Origin of the sequence: uncultured Nitrospira sp. (assembly GCA_902500695.1) — a bacterium.
GTDB lineage: Bacteria > Nitrospirota > Nitrospiria > Nitrospirales > UBA8639 > Nitrospira_E.
This window is the reverse complement of sequence record CABVRQ010000014.1, coordinates 4,745-28,615: the sequence shown is the minus strand read 5'-3', so window position 1 is coordinate 28,615 and position 23,871 is coordinate 4,745. Positions and strand designations below refer to the sequence as shown.

Below are 23,871 nucleotides of genomic sequence, written 5' to 3'. Positions count from 1 at the left end.
TTATCGCGCCCCTGTTATTGTGGGCCCTTCCGGGACAGCAGGAGGAACTGCGGTTGTTGATTATGGGTATAGGAGCGGCCGTGATTGGGATAACTGTGTCCTGGTTTACTGGACCGGAAGATCTCGATCGCTTGGAGAACTTTTACCGACGCGCGCGTCCTCCGGGATTTTGGGGGCCAATCGAACGACGGGTTCAGCTTGAGCAGCAAGATGGTGCCCGGCGATTTTGGCGAGCGATACTGGCGGTGGGGCTCACTGCACTGTCCATTTTTTGTTTGCTCACCGGTATCGGGACATGGCTGGTTGGAAGTCCCGCCCCTGAATGGATGCCCTGGCGCGAGGCGTGGATTGCCGGACTCTTGCTGGTCGGGATCATCTTAATTCCCATTTGGATTAGGGTCGGTTTTGGTCAATCTGAACCCGTGACATCTGCGAAATAGAGAATGGTGAATGACCTCTCCACAGCTATGGCTTCGAATGACATGAAATAAGGATCCACGTGCCTATTCCCGCGAGATTCAATTCAAGGCCAACAGAGCTTTCGAAGGACGAGCGATGCCGGATGAGGTGGTAGGACGGTTTGACTGTCCCGGAGGAAGTAGGATGAAGGCCCCTGGCCGAACCAAGCGCGGAGGTATTACAGCGAGTCGTCAAAGAGTGTTTGAGCATCGGCCCACACCATCCCCTCCGGAAGGCCCTTTAACCAATCGCCGGTTTCATTGGCTGGCCGATACGAATATTCTCGTCCGGCTTTTTTGAGAATGACTTCCTCCCCATTTACCCACGTTTGAATGGTATCCATTTCGTCTATCCACATGACCGCCTCCCGGTTTATTGTTTGTGATCTGCCAGATTAGGAGGGCGAAGAGGTGTGCACCATTCCTCAAAAGTCGTATCAAAAGTTTTTACATGGTCCCTGTGTATTGAGGTGAATATCGATACCTATCTGGAAAGGATCTCCAGCTATGTCGAATGAATTCATGCAACTGACAGCACGAAAGGAAGTGATGGCGTGGTTGGGGTGAAAGTAGAAATTTTATCTTTGTAACATAGGGAATTTCTTATGCCCTCGTCGAAAAGAATTACGCGCGTCTTCTGAATTATTGAACATCTGGAGGTTGTTATGGAGCCGGGGATTTCGGCTCTGAGCCATTGGAAGACACGGGAGGCTCAATAATGGTCCCTCTAAGCAGATCTGGAGGATTGGTTTTATGGCGCCGTTCAATGGTTTGGGTCACACAGAACTGTAACTGCGTGAGTTCCATTTCGTTGAGGGAGTTTGGATCTTCTGAAAATTCATGCGCTAATTTCTGACACTTCGGTCCCATGTTTTCACCTCCCTGGGCAAGTGCCAATACAGGGAAAAGAACCAGGCAGACCATAGTCAAATGTATTTTTACTTTCATAGTGTACCCTCCTTTTAAACGATATTCCAAGATCCAAGAAAAGCTTGAGGTTAACAAATAGAGATCACAATTAAGGTAGTAGTATCATTGGATATATTTGGAACTTGGAGTTTTTTGCCATTCTTACTCCCCCCTATCGCATCCAGTTTAAGCTGCCTTTTCAATTAATATCCATTTTTGATGATCTGAAGCAGAGTGATTCTCTCCACCGAATAGGATCACTGCCGCAGTATCCGATATCGTAACAAAATTTTTCTTTTAGCAGAGTAGCCTGAGTAAAGAGGCTGTCTAGATATTGTTACCAGTACCTGACTTGAATTCAGTTCAAAACAGACCTGGATTGACAAGCAATTGGGATAATAACAGATAAATAGCCCATCAGTGGAATTTACAGTTTCCCCTTTCCTCCTATTTTATCAGAAAACAAGTCAGAGTCTCATGTTTTGGGTTGGTGAAAGGTGTGAGATGTCAAATGTTAGAAAGCATGAAAAGGTATATCAAATCACCAAACAAAGAAACTTCATCGTATAGATGGGTTGCCTCCCATAAATAATTTAAACACTTGGCCCCTCATTTTTTCCCGTACGGGTAGTTTGGCTTTTTGCTTAATATTTTTATCGTAGGAGACTAATGACCACTCATCCTCGCTCTTCCTCGTTATTTAACAAGGATTTAATCCCTGAAGACCGAAGCATCGCTGTGATTTTTCCTCAAGATTTAAAACCGGGTGCCTTAGGAAAGTTATTTAACAGGGGGTTGAAAGCTATCATTTTAAGGGATCCGAGGATTTCTCAAATTTGGGAGGGGTTTCTGGGCCTTCAAAACAGCAGTTCGGAGGAATCTCACTACTATAGAATGCCTTGGCAGGAAAATCTATTTAACACGGCTCTTAATCATGTACCACAAAATGATGATCTGGGCGATATGTTTCGTTTTACTCCAGGCAGTATTGGGCACATTGCCAGAAAAATGAAAATTTTTCCTGCCGCGGGCCAAGACTCAATGCAAGCAATCCCTAATTATTTTTTGCAAAATGGAAAAAGAGTTTGTTATCCAGACCGCTTGCTTAGAATAGCTTGGGAACTGATGTCGGAAGTATTTAGAAGTACTTTGCCCGTTAGTAATTTTCAACAGCCGTACACGGTAAAAATCGAAATTTTAAAATATCCCCGTCCGAATGAACTTGAACTGATTTTTCCTCTTCTTTCGGATTCCTCTGGGAAATGGACACGAATTGGGCAAAAAATAGACGCTTACAAAGGAATGGCAAATGGGGCATTGAATAGGAAAATTCTTCGTGACGTATTTGCGTTCTCTCTTTTGATACCGCGGATGAATAGCCTTGTTTGCAGTCTGAACACTTTGTTCAGCAAAGGCCATAAAGAGCCTTTGGAAAAGGGTAGGCTTACTATTGGAGTTGAACATGTCGATGGCTCAAAATTTCTCACTGGTTTGGCCAGTGAGAGAGATATTCTTACAACACAAATTCATAATGGGGAATGTTGGGTCGATTTGCCACTGACTTCAGATTCCCTCGCCATTTTTCCCTCTCAGAAAATTACCAAAGAATTTGGGCTTGCTCCCACCCTGCATCGGATATTGATGGAAAAGAAAACTCCTAATGGTGGAGGGACAAAACGAAATATAACGTTAAGTCTATCAATTGTTGATTGATGACCTGCAAGCCACCGCACCCTTTTATTCTATTCTGGTAATGGTAATTTCTCTGGCCATTGCCTGGCTAACCCAAGCCTCGAACGGGCCTCGTCGACAAGGTTAATATGGGACCTCCTCAAGCATTGAATTCAAAAAACGCCAAGCTTTTTGAATCGGATTGTAAGCAAGACAAAATTCCATTACGTGGGATTTTTAAGATACCCATTTCTCCCTGTTGGTAATGATAAGGTACATCTAATCCAAACCTCAGTGAATCATTAGGAGGTAAGTCTCTGTCTGTCCACCTGGGTATCCTCATCTCTCGATGGAAAAGGATTCACTTCGTAGGTAGGGCTAAAAGTTAGGTAGGAGTGAAGGAAATGTTTGAAATTATTTGATTGTCGGTGAACGAGAAAGAGATGGCCAGATAATTTAAAGTAAAGGGGATGGTGCCGAAGGCGGGATTTGAACCCGCACACCCCGGAGGGCGCTAGACCCTGAATCTAGTGCGTCTGCCAGTTCCGCCACTTCGGCACGTGAGTGCGATTATCATCATTTATAGAAATGCGGTCAAGTTGTCGTTGTTCTGTTGTTGAGGTTCTCTTGTATTCATCCCCCCGGAGGCATTCTTCCCGAAAGACGCATTAGCTTTAGAGGCTTGAGGCCGTTTTCCGTGAAGTTACCCAACGGTGGTGGGTTGCGTCGAAGGCCCCAGAAGGGTTTTCAGAAAGGCTTGTGGCCAGCGGCCAGGAGAATCTGGAACGCCATCTTCTCCCGGTAACAGGTCAGAGGTGTCGCCACTGAGAATGATTCGTTCACGAATGGTCCCGGTGGCAGCAAGTAAGAGAGAAGCGGGGATGCGTGGGGCATCATCAATGATCAATAAATCATAGGGAACTTTTCGAAAGAGTGGGTCGGTGAGGATTCGGCCCGGTGTGCAGGTCAGGATACGTTTGTTTTGTGCAAAAGCTTGCCGGTTGGTCCCTTCCCCAGCGGACAGCATTTCCCGAATTTTTTTGGTGCCGCCCAATCGTTTGATTTCTTCCTTTAATTCATCGTATTCCGGTCGCAGGTCTTTGGGAACGGTGGCTTCGGGAATCAATTCTTTAATTCGTCTTTGGGCTACTTCGACTTCTTTCATGAGTTCAGCCATTTTCCCTCGGTAAATCACCCGGTATTCGGCCAACGTGTCGATGTTCTTGCCCGCCACCTGCATACCCATCCGTTTCCAAATGGGAAGCGCCTCATAGTCGCCGAGAATTTTGTCGATATTTTTGACTTTCCCTTGCCAGTCACTGAGCTGTGTGAGTAATCGCCATTCGAGCAATTTTACTTCGTTCAGATCTTTTTGCTTGTCCCGTTTGTAGGCCAGAATTGGAGTCAGTTCCCTGAACCGGTCATATTTTTTTCGCAACGAGATTTTTTTGGCGTTGGCCTTGGAAAAAAAATGGGCCATCTGTGCTTCAAAGCCAAATTCCTGGAGTAGCATCCCTGCCGCATTTGTTAGGAGGGGTAATTCATAGCGGCAGAGCAAGCTTCGGTAGGGCAGGGCCGCCATTTTTAAAGCGTAGGCTACCGCACCCGTTAGCTCATCGACTGTGTGATGATCAGGAGCGACCAAGAGGATCCGCTTGTTTTTGCGAACCTGGTCGACGATTAATGTCGTCAGCTTTGTCCATCGTGTTTGTCGCGTCTCTCCCCAGATAGTCGTCAGCACGGTGGTTGGGATGCTGTCTCTTGCTGCCGTTTGATTAGAGAGCGGTTCAGGGTCCAGCCAGGGCACTAACCGTTCGGCAGGTCCGAGTGTAAAGGAGTCAGGTTTGCTGGCCATGTCGGACAACCGTGCGGCCCCGGTTTCGAGGAACCCCGATGTGTCGGGAATCAGGGTGCACTGGTTGAGGGTTTGGCCGACGTGATCGAAAGTTTGGAGGATGACCGATTCATTTTGCCATCCCAGGAGATAGCCTTCGGTGGGTTCCATATCGTTGCCTGGCAACAATGTCACCGGGATGTCAGGCAGGAATGTGGTTCCCGGCGGAACCTCACAGCTATAGAGATGAAGGGATCCGACGGTGCGAAGGTGTCGGGCTTGGGAAATTTCCAGGGGCGCGTCTAACCCCCGGCTCATGGCGACTTCCCGTTCGCTGTTAAGTTGGGATGTGCCCAGAGTGAGAAGATCGTAGAGTTTCATAAGAATTATTGATTGAGTGCTGACAGTTCCAGAAATTCCTTGATACAGAGGGCGAGACAACCCAATCCTCCGGTGAGAGGCGTTCGATCACCCTCACAGTCTCGATTGTGTGCACATTCAAACAGGGCAGGTAGCTTGGGATCAAGAGGGAGATTCTCAAGTAAATAGAGTATGAGTGTTCCGGAGCTATCGGTCGAGAGGACGGCGACCCGTTGCCGGTGATCATCCTCAAAAATCACCGCTTGTGGGTTCGGAGCGACAAAGGGTCTGGCGACAGATAGCCCGGTGAGCGGAATGGTTTGGATAATGAGTGAGTCAGGCGGGGTGAGTGGGCGATTGGAAAAGCGAAGGTTGAGGTCAGAGAATGGTTGGAGTGCGGGTCCTTCTTCTTCCTTCAGCCCTTCCTCGGCACTAGCTAGCCGAGGAAGGGCTAAAAGGCTAAGGGCCAATAGGGTAATAAAGAGAAAATTGAAAAGACTGTTGGTTTGAAACCGACGAGGGTTGAAGTAGTTCATAATATCACTATTCCGAGCCACAGAGCATGGCAGATATGGGGAAACAATTTGATCGTTAACCGTGGCATGATGTGTCGATGGTCTCTAGGGCTACGCCTTTATTTATAATGTTAATGCTTAAGTGTTAACATGTAATAGGTCAGGGAAAGCATAGCATATTTTCAAATGGGAAGTTTCGAAATTACCTATGGAATTGTCTGGTAATCATGATCAAGTCTGGATGCTGATCTCCAATATGAAGGAGAAGCTTAGTCTCATGATATCTTCAGCAATTACATTGACTTTTTCTACACCCAGTCTTAAGATGCTTCTCTTATTCGCTAGGCTAAGGAGACGTGTTTTATGAAGGTTATTTTGCAGGAAAATGTTGAAGGTTTGGGGTATTTGGGAGACGTGTTGACGGTGGCAAAAGGGTATGCACGAAACTATTTACTCCCGAGAAAAAAAGCCGTCGTGGCTGAAGAGCGACAGGTTAAACTGTTGCAGCATGTCAAACGGCAGATCGACCAAAAAGCCAAAAAAGAACTGGAGTCTTTAGGCGAGTCAGGGAAGAATCTGTCAAAAATCTCCCTGACGTTTGAAGTGCAAACCGGAAAAGACGACAAGCTGTTCGGATCTGTGACATCCAAGGATGTGGCCGAACGATTGGCTGCTCAGGGCGTGGAGGTGGACCGAAAGAAAATTCACTTGCCACAGCCTCTAAGGGAGTTGGGAACTTTTTCGGTTGCCATAAAGCTTCATCGTGATGTGGTTCCCAAGATCAATGTGACGCTTGTGAAAAAAACATCAGAAGAGGCTACCTCTGAAGATGAAATAGCTAAAGATCAGGCCGATGAATCGGTCGCTGAGTAAGCGATGAGACATTCCGTCGGGACACTTAAAGCGATCCGTGACACTGATTATGAGGTGTATGCGGCTATACGGGCTGAAGAAAAACGGCAGCGGGAAAACTTAGTTCTTATCGCGTCAGAAAATTACGCGAGTCCTGCGGTCCTGGGTGCCCAAGGCTGTTTGATGACCAACAAATACGCCGAGGGCTATTCCGGTAGGCGATATTACGGGGGATGCCAACATGTGGATACAGTCGAGGATTTGGCCATTGCGAGAGCCAAGGAAATTTTTGGTTGTGAACATGTGAATGTCCAGCCCCACTCTGGTTCCCAAGCCAATATGGCTGCTTACCTTTCGGTCTTAAAAACAGGAGACACGATTCTGGGAATGGATCTGGCCCATGGCGGACATCTCACCCACGGCAGCCGTGTGAGTTTTTCAGGAAAACTGTTTCAGGCGTTTTCTTATGGAGTCGATCGGGAAACTGAGGAAATCAATTATGATGTCGTTGAGCGACAGGCTCAGGAAGTCCGCCCTCGTATGATTGTGGTGGGCGCCAGTGCGTATTCCAAAATTATTGACTTCCCTCGTTTTCAGGCGATAGCGAAATCTATTGGTGCCTATCTCCTCGTTGATATTGCCCATATTGCGGGTTTGATTGCGGTCGGGTTGCATCCCAGCCCGATTCCCTACGCCGACTTTGTCACCACGACGACCCATAAAACATTGCGTGGTCCACGTTCAGGCATGATTATGTGCAAGGAAGAACATGCCAAAGCCGTCGATAAAATGGTGTTCCCTGGAACGCAGGGTGGGCCCCTCATGCATGTCATTGCAGCCAAAGCGGTAGCTTTTAAAGAAGCCCTTTCTCCTGGGTTTAAAACCTATCAGCAGCAAGTGCTGTCGAATGCCAGGGAACTGGCTGAGGGCTTTTTGAAGCGGGGATATCGGGTCGTGTCTGGTGGGACCGAAAATCATTTGTTTCTCTTGAATCTGACTCCCAAAGGCGTGACAGGGAAAGAGGCGGAAGCCGCATTAAATGCCTCTGGAATTGTGGTCAATAAAAATGCTGTGCCGTTTGATGAAAAACCACCGGCTGTGGCAAGCGGCATTCGAATTGGCACGCCGACGGTTTCGACTCGTGGCATGCAGAAACCCGAGATGGAGCAGATTCTCTCATTGATGGATGAGGTCATCCAGCATTCTCAGGAAGCGTCTGTTCATAAACGGATTCTGCGTGATGTTAAGGACCTGTGCTCACGATTTCCGATCTTTCATCCATACTAACCTTCCTCCACTGCCTTCCATCCTTAAGGTAAGGGCTGCTCATTCGTGAAATGTCCTTTTTGCGACCAGTTAGAAGATAAGGTCATTGATTCGCGTACCGCACGTGAAGGAGAAGTGATCAGGCGCCGTCGCGAATGTTTGGGCTGTAAACGGCGATTCACCACCTACGAACGAATCGAAGAAAATCTTCCGATGGTCGTCAAAAAAGACAATCGGCGTGAGCCGTTTGACCGGGCGAAGATTTTGGCAGGGCTGAAAAAGGCCTGCGAAAAACGGCCGGTCAGTATTGGAGCATTAGGTGCGGCCGTTGATCGGATTGAAAAACGCATTCAGGACCTTGGAGAAACGGAAGTCCCAAGCCGGACAGTCGGAGAAGAAGTGATGCGGGCTTTAAAAGAATTGGATCCTGTAGCGTATGTTCGGTTTGCCTCGGTGTACCGGGAATTTAAAGACATTGATCAATTTATGGATACAATCCGGGCCCTAACACAAGACACCAGGTTATCCTGAGGCATTTTCATTGTGTGTGGCCGATTGCGAGTCCCCCCGTTTCGTCCGCATCATAACGTGACAAGGGTAGGGATCTTCTCCTAGGAGAGATCTCCAACCTGTTCCCGATCATGAAAGTGGGTATCTATGCCATCCCCCAAACCCTCTCCCCGTTCCCCACGTATCACCAAAAGTAGTCCCAGGCGATCAAAGTCAAAAGTGACCTCCAGCCGGGTGGCGATTATTGGTGGGGGGCATGGAGGTACTGCGCTTATGGAAATTTTTGCGGAAGATCCCTTGGTCACGGTGGTAGGGTTGAGTGAAATTCGTCCACACACCATGGGTGTCCGTCTTGCAAAAAAAATAGGAATTCCTGTTCTGCGCCGCTATCAAGATTTGCTCAAAATTAAAGATGTGGATCTGGTGATTGACGTGACAGGTGATCCCGATGTGGAGAAGACCCTGCTTGAGTCACATGCCCCCCACTTAGCGATGGTGGGTGGCGCGAGTGCCAAGTTTATGTGGCAATTGATTGAAGCGCGTATACGGGCTTCTGCTGAAATCGAACATACCCTCACCCGTTATCAATCTCTTTTTCGTTTGTATGTCAAGGAGGAAGCCGAAGGGGCCGTGGATGAGGAGCGAACCAGAATTGCCTGTGAGATCCATGATGGTCTGGTGCAAACTCTCGTGGGAGTGAGCCTGAAGATGGAGCGTGTCCGTGAATTGGTAGCGGAGGATCCTCCCAAGTGTTTGACGATGCTCAATCAGACAACCGTGCAATTGAAACATGCCATTCAGGAAGCCAGGGAGGTGGTCTATAATCTTCGGCCGGGGCAGTATGATCATTTGGCGTTTATTCCCGCATTGTCAAATTATCTGAAGGCCTATGAAAGGGAGCATCGGATACGGACTGAGTTTGAAGGGAGTGGGAATGAATCCCAACTTGATCCGAAGGCGAAAGTCTTTGTCTTTCGCATGGTCCAGGAGGCATTAAGCAATGTGGCTAAGCATGCCGGAGCCACGAAGGTGATTGTGAAAGTGGAGCTCAAGGAAGATGTCTTGAAAGCGCTCGTCTCCGATAATGGGCAGGGATTTGACGTCAAGGCGGAAGGACAGAATCCTGAAAAATGGGACCATTTCGGAGTCAGAAGTATGATGGAGCGTGCGCGAATGTTAGGCGGAAACGTGCAGTGGGTGTCGAAACCCGGCACCGGCACGAATGTTGAAATTTTCATTCCTCTGGTATTAAAGGAAAAGGTGCCTTATGCCAAAAACAACTAAAGTCCTCATCGTTGATGACCATCGGGTGGTGCGTGAAGGGTTATGTGCAATTCTGGAAACTAAGGACGACATCCAGGTCGTGGGGGAAGCGAAGGATGGCGGAGAGGCCGTCGAACAAACCCGACTACTCATGCCGGATGTGATTCTCATGGATGTCAGTATGCCCGGTATGACCGGGGTTGAAGCCACGCGTATTATTAAACGTGAATTTCCTCACATCGGGGTGGTGGCCCTCACGATGTACGAAGAACAGCAATACATTTTTGATCTGGTGCGAGCCGGGGCCACGGGGTATTTACTCAAAGATAGCGATTCGGCGCAAATCGTGGCGGCCATTCGGACCATTGCGCGTGGAGAGTCCCTCATTCACCCATCGGTCGCCAGTAAGATTCTTGTCGAGTTTTCTTTGCTGTCAGAAGGCAAGGGTAAGAAGCGTGGAATTCTTGAGCATGATCTCACGGATCGTGAGATTACCGTGTTGCAATTAGTGGCGGATGGTAAAACGAATAAGGAAATTGCCAACGTCCTGGATCTCAGCGAAAAAACGGTCAAAAATCATGTTCGCAATATCTTCCATAAACTTCATGTGTTTGATCGAACCCAAGCAGCCATCCTAGCCATTCGCAAAGGGATCATCGAACTCGAGCCTCGGAAAATATAAATATCTTGAGCATGGGTGTATTTCTGTAGTGCCTTCCCGTAGCGAGTGAATTTCGGTTTCTGGTTTTTACCTTGCCCGCCTATTTTCGTCAGTGCTAACATGACGCTATTGGTGAGTTTATTAAGGAGGAGTGAACACAATGGCGAATGTGACCTTGTTGGTGTCCAAGTCCTGCGCAGCCTGTCCTAGCGCGAAATCGCTCTGGAAAGGTATGCGGGTCAAATATAGCTTTAGTTACCGCGAAATTGAAATTTCGTCGGAGGCCGGCATGGAACTCGCGGAACGGCATTCCATTCGTGCGACGCCCGCGACGCTGATTAATGGACGGTTGATTTTTATCGGTGTTCCGCCACGGGAGAGTGCTGAAAAAGCCCTGCAAGCGAAGGCCAAGCCAAAACCTAAGAAAGATGAGACGGATGAATAACTTGAGGGCTTTATTTCTAGGATAGGTCTCCACGCAACTCCCTGAAAAGAGAAGGTCCAGGGAAAAGGAAAATCATTATGCACGATCAGGATGAAGACGAACCCGAATTAGATATTGAGTTGCCTGTTTTTCCTATGGTTTCTTCCGGTCCTCCTCCGGAATGTTCTTTCTGTGGTGATCCCATGTCCCTGATTGACGGGGATTGGAGTTGCCCTGATTGTAATGGTGAACTCATAGGACCGGAAACCGGTTAGGAAGCTGCAGGATCGGTCTTATAGCTTCCCATCCGATCGAACATAAAAGTCCGGATGTTTACCCTCGTCAGCGGCCCATTCTCTCCTTACCTCGAATCAGCTCTTGTCGAAACGGTCCAGCAGATCAAGTCTGCCGATTCCCGAGCCCCCATCGCCGTTCTTGTGCCTTCAGAAGCATTGCGAAGGAGGCTTCAGTGGGTATTGTGCGCTGATTATTCCTGTGCGCTCTTTGATCTGCAGGTTTTGACATTCCATCAGTTCGCCCTCCATCTTCACGCGGAGCGAGTGGCAATGAGTCCGCCGGAGGCAGGGGGTACCTCGTTTGAACTCGTCGGCGATTTTTTCTATGAATATCTTCTCGCGGAGCTTTTGGGAAAGGGTGGGCAAACGGTCGGACCCTTTGCGGATCTCGAAGCCTCTTCCGGACTCAGACAGGCGGTATGGCGGAGCCTGCGGGATTTACTGGAAGCGCAAGTGGAACCAAGCGTGACCCTCCGAGCCGTGGAGGAAGGGCTGTTCGATGAGGTCGCGGTCAATCGCTTACGGGGATTACTGGGGATTCAAGAGGCTCTCGGGCTTTTGAGTCGGCAGTTAGGGGTGGGATTGCCTGAAGATCTAGCTAATTCAGTGATTTCGTGGGTGGCGGACTCGCCGTTTCTCGCCAGACTTTCGACGGTCATCTACTACGGTTTTTACGACATCACCCAAGTACAACTTTCTTTCTTGGAGGAAGTGGCTCGTATCACCGGTTCTGTAAAGATATTCTTTCCCCTGACTGATCATCCTGCCTATCAGTTTGCTCAACGATTCGTCGATCGACATCTGCTAAAAGCTGGAGTGGTGCACTATCCTCTTCAGGTGAGCCACGAACCATTCAAATCCCTGAACCAGTCCGTAACTTCTCCGTCAGTCCAGGTGGTGAATGTGATTGGGGGACAAGGGGAGCTGGTTTTTACCTGCAAAGCCATTCTTCATGCGGTGGAAACGACAGGACATACGTTTCGTGAAATTGGGGTGGTGGCCAGAACTCTCGATCCGTATGGGCCATTTCTGCGTCGGGTGTTTGAGGAGCATCGAATTCCATTTTACACCACCGCGACCCTACCCCTGTTGGAAGAACCGGTTGCCAAAGTGTGGTGGCAGCTTGCCGGCCTGAGGGAGGAACAGTATCCGTGGCAGGCACTGCTGGATGTCGTGGCATCCCCATATTATCGCAGACTGTCGGTCAAGGGCTGTTTCACCCATGAACAAAAACAAATCTGGAGCCAGGCCATTCGCCATTGGCGTCTTGTGCGAGGGAGGGAAGATTGGGAACGTCTTGCCGTCGTCGCGAATGATCCGGAAGCGATTGGTGACTGGCAGCGCAAGATCGGAATCCCGCTGGAGGAGGCAACTGCCGCATTACAAGAGTGCGCTGCCGTCGTGGGCCGCCTGATCGCCGATTGCCAGGCTCTTCCGGAATCCGGCTCTATTGGCAAATTGACTCTCGCGTTTGAATCACTCGTGAACACGCATCTTTCCTTGCTTCAAGAAGAGACGTCTTCTCAAATGGAAGTGCCGGATCAGGCTCATCTGACAAGTCTTGCACAAGGATTTGAACAGGTCATGACGCAGCTAAAGCAACTGGATCTGGTCGGTACTCAGGTGACCTGGGGGGCATGGGTGGAAGTGTTTCGAGGAGCCCTGGAAGCGATGAGAAGGCCTATACCGGGACAAAGCCCTTTGGGGGTGCAGGTGTTCGATGCCATGGCGGCGCGAGGGCATGCCTTTAGAACCGTGTTTATTCTCGGAATGAATGATCAGGTCTTTCCACGTGTGGTTCGGGAGGATGCATTTTTACGTGACCGTGATCGAAGAGTGTTGGCGGAAAGTCTTGGGTATAAAATTGATGAAAAAATGCACGGGTTTGATGAAGAGGCGCTGTTGTTTGCGTTGCTTCGACACTCAGCTCGTGACCGGGTGTATCTCGTCTATCAACGTGCGGACCATAAGGGGCGTCCTCTGTTGCCGTCTTCTCTCCTAACGGAATTGATGAGAGATAGACCGGGCTGTTCTGAGTCGGAGATCAGCGTGCCGTTGCGTGTGGCCGAGCGCGGGAGGATTCCCTACTTTTCTCCGGGTGAAGAGACCGGACAGGAAACCCGCCTGCGACATCTGCTTCAGGGCCGGGCGATTCAAACCGATTCCTTGGAACCATCGTTCTGGTGGAACGTGCTTCGCCAAGGACTCAAGGCGGTGTCTGTTCTTGAAAGTACATCATCGGGCGGAGGCTTATTTGATGGGATCATGTCTGTCGAGGGGGATCATTGGCAGGATCTTTTGTCTCGGGGATTATCACCAACAGCGTTGGAACGGTACGCCCAATGTCCCTTCCGGTATTGGATGGAGCATGTTCTGCGTACACGGAATGTTCGAGAGCCCCTTTCGCGGGACATCCCAAGTCGGGTTTGGGGAGAGTTGGGGCATGCCATACTTCGACAGGTCTATCAATATCTCATCGATCAGGGATGGCCGGTCTCACCCATAGAGCCCGTACATCTTTCTTCATTGATCACCTCGACCATTGAACAGGTTTCCGATGAGTATGCGAAGTACTATGGAAAAGGGTATCTGGTCCTGTGGGAGAGAATGAAAACGCTATTAGGTCCAGTGGTGTTCGAGATGATCGAACATGATCAACAGGAGTATGCCGATCAGGCGATGGCTCCACTGGATTTTGAAGTAAGCGCCGAGGGAGAGATTGTAAGCGAGATGCCGGAAAGTTCGTCCTTGCTTAAGATCCATGGACGAGTGGATCGCGTGGACCAACAGTCCGATGGCTCCAGGACTCGTATCGTGGATTATAAGTTTTCGGGTGGCTTGACGACTCGAACAGACGACCCCGACCTCGTCAACGAGGCTCTGCAGGGTCGACGGCTACAGCCACCGTTATATTCGTTGATGTCTTCCTTGAGACTGGCTGGCCATTTTGGAGTGAATTCGAAAGAGAGCGTGTTGACACATTCTGCGATTCATTCTGTCGAATTCCGGTTTATTCGTCCATTAAATTCTGAACCTCTGACCTTCTCCTCGTTTCCCAGTTCAATCTGGGACACGCCGACTGGTGACCAATTGTTGAGGACCATTCGTCGTTGGATCGAGAGCATACGCGCCGGACAGTTCTTTGTGCTACCTGGGTCCTACTGTCGTGACTGCTCGTGGTCTGTGGCCTGTCGGTCCCAGCATCATCCTTCGTGGGTGAGGGCTTACGGTATTCCATTGGCGAAAGAATTTCGGCAGGGGCGAAAGCAACGCGCCACCCATGGATAAACTCGACCTCCTTCCCGATGCCGATGCCCGCCTCATGGCGGAAACCACGTTTGATCGCAATGTGGTCGTGCTGGCCGGAGCCGGGACAGGGAAAACCACACTGTTGGTCAATCGACTGATTCATGCGCTTCTGAGGGAGCCGCACCCTTTACGCTTGACCGACATGCTGGCGCTGACCTTTACGAATAAAGCTGCCAATGAAATGAAAGCGCGGCTCCGCGACCGGTTGCATGGGTTGCTGGCCGATTGTGAGACGGAAGCCGGAAGTATGGGGTCAGGTGGAGCAGGCCTGGAGGAATTCAAGCAACGCTATCATGTCTCCACGGCACATGTGAGGGGAAAAATTCACGTGGCCTTGAGTGATCTGGAAAAATCGCAAATCGCCACGCTCCATAGTTTTGCCGCCCATATCCTTCGCCTGTATCCCTTAGAAGCCCGGGTCGATCCTCATTTCCACGAGGATGAAGGGACTCAATTTCTGAAGACATTTCAAGATGCGTGGGATGCCTGGTTGGAACAGGAATTAGGGGCCAACGGTTCCGCGCATGCCCGGTGGCAGGACTTGCTGAATCACATGAGTCTGAAAGAGATTCGATCCTTTGCCTTTGCGCTCTGTCAGGATCAGATTTCTATTCCTGAGTTGGAACGGCAAGTTGTTTCTGAAGGATCCCCTGCGGCCTTTCAGCTGTGGCTACAGACTAAACAGCATCAGGTCCGATCATTGCTCGCACAATATGATCGAGCCAAACCTCGAAAAATTGAGAAGCTCTTATCTCTCGCTGAACGCGTGTTTGATTGGGTGGGGCAGGTGGAGCCACCAACGGACTTCCACTTGTCGGATGCCGAGAAAGTTTTGCTTGGCTCCACAATTGGCAAGGCACCGGGAGAGTGGAATGCATCGGATTTTCAAGATGCCAGGCGGGCGATCCAAGCTGCGCAACAGCTGATGCAGGTCAATGAGGCCCTATTGAGTAAGGTCATTCATCTGCTTGGGCCATTTGCGGCAAGGGTTAGGCAGGTTTTTTCGGAGAAGGGATGGATTCGATTTGATGGGCTCTTGATCCGGGTCAGAGATCTCCTCCGTGATCATCCCATGGTCCGGGAACAGTTGAAGGGGACCTATGCGGCCATTATGGTCGATGAGTTTCAGGACACTGATCCGGTTCAATATGAAATTTTGCTGTATTTGGGGGAGCGTCCCAATGTGTACGGGCAGTATTGGCGGGATATCCAACTTATGCCGGGAAAGCTGTTTATTGTGGGCGATCCCAAACAATCGATCTATGCCTTTCGGCGAGCGGATATCGAGGCATTCGATCAGGTCGTGGAGAAAGTGACGCATGATGGAGGGATCGTGTGTACGCTTCTGACCAATTTTCGTAGTGACGGGGCCATTCTTGAAGCCGTCAATGCCGTGTTCGACCGGTTGTTCATTCCCCAAGCCAATGTGCAACCCCCCAACGTCCCCCTGGCGGTTGGACGGATGCGGGACGCCGGTTCCGGCTCGACAGGAATGGAGATCTGTGTGATGGCTAATCCTCAAGGGGAAGACGAATGGGATGCTGATCAGGCCACACGGGTGGAAGCCGAATGGCTGGCCGGGTGGATTGAAGAACAATTGGTGCCGGGAAGACAGTGGATCATGGAAAAGGGAGGAAGAACCTCCTTGCGTCCAGGGCATATCGCGGTGTTGTTAAGGAAATTTACCAATGCGCAGATGTATCTTGAAGCGCTGCAGCGCCACAACATTCCTTGCATGGCCGATGGTGAGCGGCATTTTTACCGGCGTCAGGAAGTGATTGATGTGGTGAATGTGCTTCGCGTCCTGGATGATCCCACTGATGCCCTGGCCCTTGTGGGTATTCTCCGGTCTTCGTTAGGCGGGCTGACGGATCAAGAGATTATGGATGTGATGAAACTTGGACCGTTGGATATCAGGCAGGCTCAGAGACTGAATGAATGGACGAATTCAAAACAGTCAGTCACTCAGGGTCTTTTTCAACGGCTGGACTGGCTCCATGCCCAGGCCAATCGACTCCCTATTCCGGAATTGCTTGATCACCTGTTTTTACAACTCCCACTCGTGGAATTGGCCGCGGCCTCGAGCCATGGTGAGCAGGCGGTTGTGAATGTCTGGAAGCTTCGTGACCTCATGAGTGAACAGGCGGCCATGCCTTATTTATCCTTTTCTGCCTGGGTGGAACGACTGGTCGAAGCCCTCATGACCCATCCTCCAGAATCTGAGGCCCCTTTGGCCGAAGAGACGTTAGACGCAGTCCGTGTGTTAACGATTCATAAGGCCAAAGGACTAGAATTTCCTGTGGTGATGTTGCCCGGGTTACATCAAAAGGCGACAGGCCTGGATCGTGGGGCACATATTTCATATGACTGGATTAGCGGCTTGTATGGCTGTACGTTGCCGCCTGTGTGGAACACGGGCCAGATTCCCCTGTGGGAAAAGCAACGGATTCGAGAAGCCGCTGAACAGCGGCGGGTGCTGTATGTGGGAATGACCAGAGCCCGAGAGCGATTAATCTTATCAGGTGGCATCCTGGCGAAGCGGGGTGGGGAGAGCCTTTTGAGTCTTATTCAGGAGATTGCTGAAGGAGAGTTTGGCGATACAGGGCTGAGTGTGGCGCGTGTGGGAGGGGTTTCCATACCTCACACGGTCGTCACGCCCGCAATATTGCAATATTTGAAGGCTTCACAGGCACATTCTGCTGGAACTGAAGGTAGCAGTGAGGTGGTGATCTCGACAGCACAGTGGGACGCGCGTGAAATGAGATGGCAGCAGAACAATCAGGCGGAGGCCTACCTCAATCCCTCGATGTTGCATCAGGTGAGATCGGCCCATGATCGGGGAGAGAGAGGGCAGATTTCCCGTGGAACCAGTCAGCGTCTCGGAACGTTAATGCATCAGGTCCTTCAACGATGGGATTTCCAGATTGAGCCGGGGATGGTTCGGAGTGCTCTTGTCGCTTTTTGTGAACGTCAGCTCCCGGGCGAGCCGGGGGAAGACAAGGATGAGGTGATTGGAGAACTGGAAGCGTTGTTTGATCAATGGCTCGTTTCACCGGCATATTTGGAAATACAGCAGTCGAACATCCTGGGTCGGGAGGTTCCATTTGCGGTGCCATGGCCTGTTGGGCAACATGAGCCTTCCCTGCCACGGACCTGCGTGATGGAGGGAGTGATGGATGTGGTCTATGAAATCAATGGAGACGTGTGGGTTGGCGATTATAAAACGGATCACGTATCCTCTCGCACTTTGGCGCAGCGAGCGGAGACCTACCGGGAACAAGCGCTTGCCTATGCTCGAGCCGCAAGCCAATGCTTGGGTCCTGTGGTCAAAGGGTGTAAACTCTTTTTTATTCGTCCCGGTGAAGTAGTCACGGTGGATGTGGGAGTCGATGAAAATATGTATCAGAATAAACAACAGGAGATAAGGAGGGAGCGATGAGGAATTGGAGGATGAAGCTGTACCTTGGGGTTTATCTCGTCATGATGACGGCAGGAGGGTGTGCGTCTGACAAACCAGTGCCGTTGACAGCCTTGGCCCCTCCCCCAAATGTCGATGCCCAAGTGTTGCAGTTCATGACCGAAGGCAAGCGTTTCTTTGAAGAAGGCCAGTGGGAATCGGCACGACAACAATTCCAGTTGGCCGTTGAACAACAAGCCGATCTGGCCGAAGCGCACTATAATCTAGGGTTGTCCATGGACAAAATGGGTAATCAAGCCGGAGCGAAGAAACATTTCATTGAGGCGGCCAACCTTGCTCCCGGCAATAAAGTGATTTGGAATTCTCCACCTCTTCGGCGGTATGGCAATGTTCCCGATGCACCTACGCAAGGCACCTCGGCCCCGGTGATGCCAGGATTCGGTGGAGGCGCAAGTCCCGGAGGAGGTGGCGGTGGGGGATTTTAACCTGCTTATTGGGGTGTTCTCGGAATCTGAAAAGAACGCGTGAAAGGGGAGAAGATATGGGAAGGAAGGTTATGCCCGTTTATAGCCCCGGACAATCATGAACACGCCGAGCGCAATCATCGGAATGCAGAGTAACTGCCCCATGGTGATCCACTGGAAGATAAACCCTAAATGACTGTCCGGTTCACGGAAAAATTCGACAAAAAACCGAGCGACACCATATCCGCAGATGAAGGTCCAAAACATGGTTCCCGGTGGCGTTGGCCAGCGATTGAGTACCATAAGTATGACAAAGAGTGTCACGCCTTCCAAGCCTGCTTCATAGAGTTGCGAGGGGTGTCGGCATTCCGGGCCGCCATACGGGAACACCATGCACCATTCGACGTCGGTCGACCGCCCGAATAATTCTCCGTTGATAAAATTCCCCATCCGTCCAAACCCCAATCCAATTGGAGCTGCTCCTGCTGCCAGGTCGGCGATGGGCCAAACAGGAAACCCGCGGGTTTTGCAAAAGATCCAGATAGCGATACAGGTTCCGATCAGCCCACCGTGAAATGACATGCCCCCTTCCCATACCGCAAAAATTTTGAGGGGATGGTCAAGATAAAATGGGAAGTTATAAAACAGCACATATCCCAATCGCCCTCCGAGAAAGACGCCAAAGGCCGCATAGACAATAAGATCGGATAATTGTTGTGGTGGGAGAGAGACATTCCTTGTGGCGGCTCTGGACTTGATGAGCCAATAGGCCCCTGCCAATCCCAGGAGGTACATGAGGCCATACCATCGAAGTGCCAGGGGTCCGATACGAAAAAAGACCGGATCAATGTCCGGGTAGGGGAGCCTCGCAAGGTCAGCCAACAGGAAGGCAGGGTCGAGGGCCATCATCCGGGAACGTGCCTTACCTCACGACAGAGGTGCCTGGAGGATGTGAGTGCTCCATAGAAAGGTGATTCCGCATTTAGTAGATAAATGGGAAGACGGCGTGCCGCGTTCTTCATCCGGGGTAAGCCAGTCTGTAGAACATCGTTCTTCTTGGAAAGTGACAAAATGGCTACCGGCAAGGGTTTGTGGAGCAGAATAGGGTTGCCTTACACTAACAGGAGACGGGTCTGGTCAGTTGTTCGGAAGATCTCACGACATCTACCTACCATAAAATGCAGATGAAAGAAAAGCGTGTTGGCTGTAACCGGAAGTCTTTATCTTGACGAGAGGCATGGACGTCATGGCTGAAATGGGATCATCGTCTCGTTCGAATGGTGCAGAAATCATTCTGGATTGCATTAGTGACGGGGTGATTACGATTGACCTGCAGAAACGTGTGACCTTTTTGAACCGGGCGATGCAAAAAATGCTGGGGTACAATGTTGATGCGGCGGGGACACTCTTAGCCTGTGATGTGCTGATCCAAAGCAATATCTGCTCGACCAAAGAATGTGTCCTGGAGCGGGCTCTTCAGGGAGAGCGGGTGTCGAATTTTGAGGCGGTGGTTCGTCGTCGGGATGGCGTCCATATTCCGGTGAGCATCAATACCGACTTTTTATTGGATAAGGAAGGAAAGCTGATCGGGTTAATCGAAGTCATTAGAGATATCTCGCTGGTTCGTGAGTTAAGTGCCAAGGTAGAAGAGGTCTCGCAGCTCAAGCATCGGCTGGGAGAGCAGACCAAGCTGGATAATATGGTGGGTCGATGTCCTCGCATGCAGGACATTATGGCGAAATTGCCAATCATTGCCGCGTCGAAATCCTCCGTCCTCATCACCGGAGAAAGCGGGACGGGCAAGGAATTAATTGCCTGTGCCTTACATGGCCATAGCCCGAGAAAGCATGCCCCCTTTGTGGTGGTGAATTGCTCAAGTCTCTCTGAGGGAATTCTGGAGAGTGAAATATTCGGTCATGTCAAAGGGGCGTTTACCAATGCATATTTTGATAAACCGGGCCGGTTTGAGATTGCCAATGGTGGGACGATCTTCCTTGATGAAATCGGGGAAATGAGTGTCGCCACCCAAGTGAAATTGTTGGGCGTTCTTGAGCGGGGACAGTTTGAACGGGTTGGATCAAATGACACGGTTACAGTGGATGTGAGGGTGGTCGCGGCCACGAACCGGAATCTGGAAGAAGCCGTTCAGCAAGGACGGTTTCGGGAGGATTTGTATTTTCGTATACGGGTGATTCCAGTTGTGCTGCCCCCACTTCGCGAGCGAACGGGAGATATTCCCCTGCTCGTGAATCACCTTCTCGAAAAATTCAACCGTGAAATGGGCAAGCATATTGTTAGCTTGTCTCCGCAATGTTTGACGGCTCTCAGTCAGTACCCGTTTCCCGGCAACATCAGGGAATTGCAAAATATGATTGAGCATGCCTTTGTGTGTTGTGAAGAGGATACGATTCAATTTGAGCATCTTCCCGCCGACCTCCATCGGTATTGTTGGGAACATCGGGAATGGACTGATTCCGAAACACTTGAGGCTTTGGAACGACAAGCCATTTGCCGGGCGTTGGAAAAGTCAGGTTGGCGGCTGAAAGAAGCGTCTCAGCAGTTAGGGATTGGTCGTTCGACCTTGTGGCGGAAGGTCAAACAATTTGGAATAACTCAGGCAACCTAGAAGAGTTTCATTTTGGACTACGTTGTTACCTGCTTGTACCATTTGTATTAAAATGTTATATTTTCAATGCTTTGTACATTTAAAATTCACGCAATTGAATTTTATTGGTTTCATTTTGAAACGCAAGGAAAGTTTTAAATATAAAAATTCTTTATTTATCAGGTGCTTGTGCGGAATGTATTACGGCATATGGATTGCTTTTATAACTAATTCAGATACGCATTGATTTTATTATTCTTTTTGCAGTGAGAAGGAGTGCTTCATATGGATTGTCCACGTTGTCAGGGAATAATGATTCAAGATAAGTTTGGTGATGTAGCTGATGAATCCGGGGCCATGTATTTTTCGGGTTGGCGGTGTATTACCTGTGGTGAAATCCTGGATCCCGTGATTTCTGAAAATCGCCGGCATCATCATGAACCCCTCATCGGGCGATCACGTAAAAAGTTTGCCACGCAACTCGGGTAGGTGTTTCTGCCCTTCGTACTTCTGTTCGTACCCCTATTGCCAATTGTGCATGTGTGATGAGAGACCCGAAATCCTCTTGAGTCCTTGAGGGTTTCGGGTTCTCTTTCATTCATGGTCTAATAGTGTGGCGAGCAGAGAGAACGATAAAAAGCGTCGCATATGTGAATTTTTTTTATGAGTGTCTGTGACATAAGGAGAATATCGAATGGCTGCTGAACAAAACCCGGCTGGTCCCGCGACCCCACCTAATCAACCTGAAGGCAATCCATTGCCGGGCGTGAAACACATCATTGCCGTGAGCAGTGGCAAAGGCGGCGTGGGAAAATCCACGGTCACCGTGAATTTGGCGGTCGCGCTGAAGCAGCAAGGCTACGCGGTAGGGTTGATGGATGCCGATATTTATGGACCGAATATTCCCCTGATGATCGGCGTGACAAAGGAGCCGGGTAAGGAAGGGGAGAAAATCCTGCCTGCCGAGGGTCAGGGAGTCAAAGTCATTTCCATGGGATTTTTCGTTCCGGAGGACACGCCTGTCGTGTGGCGGGGACCCATGGTTCATTCGGCGATCCAGCAATTTTTTCGTGATGTGGTATGGGGGGAACTCGATTACTTATTGATCGATTTACCGCCTGGCACGGGAGATGTGCCGTTGACGTTGTCGCAATTAGTACCGTTGACCGGAGCGATTACCGTGACCACTCCGCAAGAAGTGGCTCTACAGGATGTGAGAAAAGGCATGACGATGTTCAAAAAAGTTAATGTTCCGTTGCTCGGCGTGATTGAAAATATGAGTTATTTTGTGTGTGGGCATTGTCACGAACGGACGGAAATTTTTTCGACAGGCGGTGGGGAACGTGCGGCTCAGAAATTTGAGATTCCCTTTTTGGGACGTATTCCGATTGATCCGGCCATACGGGAGGGAGGAGACAAAGGCACCCCGATTGTGAGCAATGATCCCTCGTCCCCCCAAGCTCAGGCGTTTCTTCAGATTGCAAAAACCCTTACAGCAAATATCGATAATGCGGAAAAAGGAAACGGCGATGCTGCGCCCTCTCTATCCAGTTTACTCAAAAAAATTACAGATCCCTTGAAGAAATCTTAAGGGGACAGGCTCTTTGGTATTGAGGAGGACCTATGTCGGAGTTAGTGCGTATCGCGAAAATAGAGGAAGTTGAAGAGGGAAAAGGAATGGTGGTGGAAGCCGGTGAAAAATGTTTGGCCGTCTTTAAAGTGGATGGAGCCTTTCATGTCATCGATAATACCTGTCTCCATCGAGGCGGTCCTTTAGGCGAAGGTGATGTCGAAGGGGAGACGGTGACCTGCCCCTGGCACGGGTGGGAGTACAATGTAAAAACCGGACATTGTCTCAATAATCCGTCCAGTCATGTGAGATCCTACCCGACCGTCTTAGAAGATGGTGAAGTCAAAGTAGATCTGTCCTAGGCCTGGGGAAAAATTATCCTGCTGTGGCATTGTAGCGGGTTGGTGTGTGCGAAGAGCATTTTTTCTTAATGAGTGTGAGGAGGCGCGGGTACCTCACGTAATCCAATGATTTGACGGCCTACCGGATCACATTCACGCGAGAGCAAGCAGCGTGGCCTTGGGCTGCTACCGCACATCTCAAATAGCGGGAGACTTGCGGATCGTATCAAGGGTCTCATGCGACCACATCTTCGTTATGTGTCACATTTCCCTCATGGGTCAATACGATTTTTTCTCATACCTTCCTGGCTGAGTCAGATCCAATCGGACAGATAAACCTCCTGTCTGGTCTTTAGTCCCATCTCGTGCTTCTTCCCCTTCCCTGTATTAAATTCTTGGGGGCCTATTTCCCTTCCGGCGGCATGATTTTGGATTACGATCAATCAGGCATAGCATCCCCTTTGGGTTCTTGATAACATTGAGGCATTACACTGTGTTGGGTTGATTCAGACCTTTATGTTTGTTAAACGCCTTTTGCTGTTCATCCCGCTGACCCTGGTCATTTTTCTGGTTCAATCCTATTTTTGGGTTCCCACCTACGAAAACCAGGCGGCCGGAAATCCCGATCGACTCGTGACCTACATTGAAGCGTCCATCGGGGATGCCAAAATTCTCAATCCTATCTTGAATGCGGATTCAGCCAGTACCAATATTGTGAGCCACGTGTTTGAGGGGCTTCTGGATTTAGACGAAGACTTGAAGCTTCGGAGCCGATTGGCCATTGATTGGCAGATTACGGAACGGGCCTATGTCCTGGTCAATCCGCATCACCGTTTTCCGGATGGAACGGAAGTGACAGGGAGCAAGCTCTTTCAGAAGATTCATCTGGCTTGGAAGGCCGGAACAATAGAGGGGTTGCAGGAGAGGGTGCAATCCATTGAATTATTACCTGCCAGCCAACGATCAGAATCCATTTCACTTCTGCTGCCCAATGCGGAAGGCAAACCCCAACTCAAAGACATATCCGTGACCATTAACGTACCGGAACGAGTGGCATTGACGCTCTCGGAGGTGGACCAGGATTTATTCAACCGCTTACAGCCGGTTCTCGGTGAGCGGTACTTTGAGCATTTTCCTTACGAGGA

General features: G+C 49.9%; 22 protein-coding genes and 1 tRNA gene. 17 read left to right on the top strand and 6 right to left on the bottom strand.

Features of this window, described 5'->3' with window-relative positions:
• The coding region (locus tag AAH187_RS05540) for a hypothetical protein (protein WP_342347441.1) at positions 1-440 on the top strand (440 nt) is incomplete at its 5' end.
• Between the two features lie 197 nt (positions 441-637).
• On the opposite strand, the gene AAH187_RS05535 is transcribed toward AAH187_RS05540, so the two are convergent.
• Both AAH187_RS05535 and AAH187_RS05530 read right to left on the bottom strand, forming a co-directional pair.
• On the bottom strand, positions 638-817 hold the full coding sequence (locus AAH187_RS05535) for a hypothetical protein (RefSeq protein ID WP_342347440.1): 180 nt from the start codon (positions 815-817) through the stop codon (positions 638-640).
• 304 nt (positions 818-1,121) lie between these two features.
• On the bottom strand, positions 1,122-1,406 hold the full coding sequence (locus AAH187_RS05530; RefSeq protein WP_342347439.1) for a hypothetical protein: 285 nt from the start codon (positions 1,404-1,406) through the stop codon (positions 1,122-1,124).
• Between the two features lie 630 nt (positions 1,407-2,036).
• Here AAH187_RS05530 and AAH187_RS05525 point away from each other — a divergent pair.
• Positions 2,037-3,080, top strand: coding sequence for a hypothetical protein (locus AAH187_RS05525; RefSeq protein ID WP_342347438.1), 1,044 nt, complete (start codon positions 2,037-2,039; stop codon positions 3,078-3,080).
• Between the two features lie 429 nt (positions 3,081-3,509).
• On the opposite strand, the gene AAH187_RS05520 is transcribed toward AAH187_RS05525, so the two are convergent.
• From AAH187_RS05520 to AAH187_RS05510, 3 genes are all read right to left on the bottom strand, one after another.
• Positions 3,510-3,596: transfer RNA gene (locus AAH187_RS05520), tRNA-Leu, on the bottom strand.
• 145 nt (positions 3,597-3,741) lie between these two features.
• Positions 3,742-5,253 (bottom strand): hypothetical protein, encoded by a 1,512-nt coding sequence (locus tag AAH187_RS05515; protein ID WP_342347437.1) that lies wholly within the window; start codon positions 5,251-5,253, stop codon positions 3,742-3,744.
• Positions 5,254-5,258: 5 nt separating this feature from the next.
• The gene (locus AAH187_RS05510; protein ID WP_342347436.1) at positions 5,259-5,768 is read right to left on the bottom strand and encodes a hypothetical protein; all 510 of its coding nucleotides are present in this window, start codon (positions 5,766-5,768) and stop codon (positions 5,259-5,261) included.
• 342 nt (positions 5,769-6,110) lie between these two features.
• Between AAH187_RS05510 and rplI the strand changes: the two genes are divergently transcribed.
• The 10 genes from rplI to AAH187_RS05460 all read left to right on the top strand — a co-directional run bounded on the left by rplI (position 6,111) and on the right by AAH187_RS05460 (position 18,231).
• Positions 6,111-6,620, top strand: coding sequence for a 50S ribosomal protein L9 (rplI, locus tag AAH187_RS05505; RefSeq protein WP_342347435.1), 510 nt, complete (start codon positions 6,111-6,113; stop codon positions 6,618-6,620).
• 3 nt (positions 6,621-6,623) lie between these two features.
• Complete coding sequence (gene glyA, locus AAH187_RS05500) at positions 6,624-7,886, top strand: serine hydroxymethyltransferase (protein WP_342347434.1); 1,263 nt, start codon at positions 6,624-6,626, stop codon at positions 7,884-7,886.
• Positions 7,887-7,931: 45 nt separating this feature from the next.
• Positions 7,932-8,396, top strand: a complete 465-nt coding sequence (gene nrdR / locus AAH187_RS05495) for a transcriptional regulator NrdR (RefSeq protein WP_342347433.1) — start codon at positions 7,932-7,934, stop codon at positions 8,394-8,396.
• A gap of 126 nt (positions 8,397-8,522) precedes the next feature.
• On the top strand, positions 8,523-9,659 hold the full coding sequence (locus AAH187_RS05490; protein WP_342347432.1) for a sensor histidine kinase: 1,137 nt from the start codon (positions 8,523-8,525) through the stop codon (positions 9,657-9,659).
• Positions 9,643-10,320, top strand: a complete 678-nt coding sequence (locus tag AAH187_RS05485) for a response regulator transcription factor (protein ID WP_342347431.1) — start codon at positions 9,643-9,645, stop codon at positions 10,318-10,320. Before AAH187_RS05490 ends, AAH187_RS05485 begins: the two co-directional genes overlap by 17 nt.
• 139 nt (positions 10,321-10,459) lie before the next feature.
• A complete protein-coding gene (locus AAH187_RS05480; protein WP_342347430.1) occupies positions 10,460-10,744 on the top strand; it encodes a thioredoxin family protein in 285 nt (94 codons plus the stop codon).
• A gap of 77 nt (positions 10,745-10,821) precedes the next feature.
• Positions 10,822-10,998 carry a hypothetical protein gene (locus AAH187_RS05475; protein ID WP_342347429.1) on the top strand — a complete coding sequence of 59 codons (177 nt, stop codon included), beginning with the start codon at positions 10,822-10,824 and terminating at the stop codon, positions 10,996-10,998.
• A 54-nt stretch (positions 10,999-11,052) separates the two neighbouring features.
• Entirely contained in the window at positions 11,053-14,307 is a 3,255-nt protein-coding gene (locus tag AAH187_RS05470; RefSeq protein ID WP_342347428.1) for a PD-(D/E)XK nuclease family protein, read from the top strand.
• A complete protein-coding gene (locus AAH187_RS05465; RefSeq protein WP_342347427.1) occupies positions 14,300-17,767 on the top strand; it encodes a UvrD-helicase domain-containing protein in 3,468 nt (1,155 codons plus the stop codon). The genes AAH187_RS05470 and AAH187_RS05465 overlap by 8 nt, the downstream gene beginning before the upstream one ends.
• Before the next feature lie 11 nt (positions 17,768-17,778).
• Positions 17,779-18,231, top strand: a complete 453-nt coding sequence (locus AAH187_RS05460; protein WP_342347426.1) for a tetratricopeptide repeat protein — start codon at positions 17,779-17,781, stop codon at positions 18,229-18,231.
• Positions 18,232-18,300: 69 nt separating this feature from the next.
• Here the strand turns inward: AAH187_RS05460 and lgt are convergent, their stop codons facing one another.
• The gene (gene lgt / locus AAH187_RS05455) at positions 18,301-19,119 is read right to left on the bottom strand and encodes a prolipoprotein diacylglyceryl transferase (RefSeq protein ID WP_342347425.1); all 819 of its coding nucleotides are present in this window, start codon (positions 19,117-19,119) and stop codon (positions 18,301-18,303) included.
• 337 nt (positions 19,120-19,456) lie between these two features.
• On the opposite strand from lgt, the gene AAH187_RS05450 reads away from it, so the two are divergent.
• The 5 genes from AAH187_RS05450 to AAH187_RS05430 all read left to right on the top strand — a co-directional run.
• On the top strand, positions 19,457-20,836 hold the full coding sequence (locus tag AAH187_RS05450; RefSeq protein WP_342347424.1) for a sigma 54-interacting transcriptional regulator: 1,380 nt from the start codon (positions 19,457-19,459) through the stop codon (positions 20,834-20,836).
• A gap of 264 nt (positions 20,837-21,100) precedes the next feature.
• Positions 21,101-21,304 (top strand): hypothetical protein, encoded by a 204-nt coding sequence (locus tag AAH187_RS05445; RefSeq protein WP_342347423.1) that lies wholly within the window; start codon positions 21,101-21,103, stop codon positions 21,302-21,304.
• A gap of 205 nt (positions 21,305-21,509) precedes the next feature.
• Positions 21,510-22,406, top strand: a complete 897-nt coding sequence (locus tag AAH187_RS05440) for an Mrp/NBP35 family ATP-binding protein (RefSeq protein WP_342347422.1) — start codon at positions 21,510-21,512, stop codon at positions 22,404-22,406.
• Between the two features lie 32 nt (positions 22,407-22,438).
• Entirely contained in the window at positions 22,439-22,747 is a 309-nt protein-coding gene (locus tag AAH187_RS05435) for a Rieske (2Fe-2S) protein (RefSeq protein ID WP_342347421.1), read from the top strand.
• Between the two features lie 495 nt (positions 22,748-23,242).
• The coding region (locus tag AAH187_RS05430) for a hypothetical protein (RefSeq protein WP_342347420.1) at positions 23,243-23,871 on the top strand (629 nt) is incomplete at its 3' end.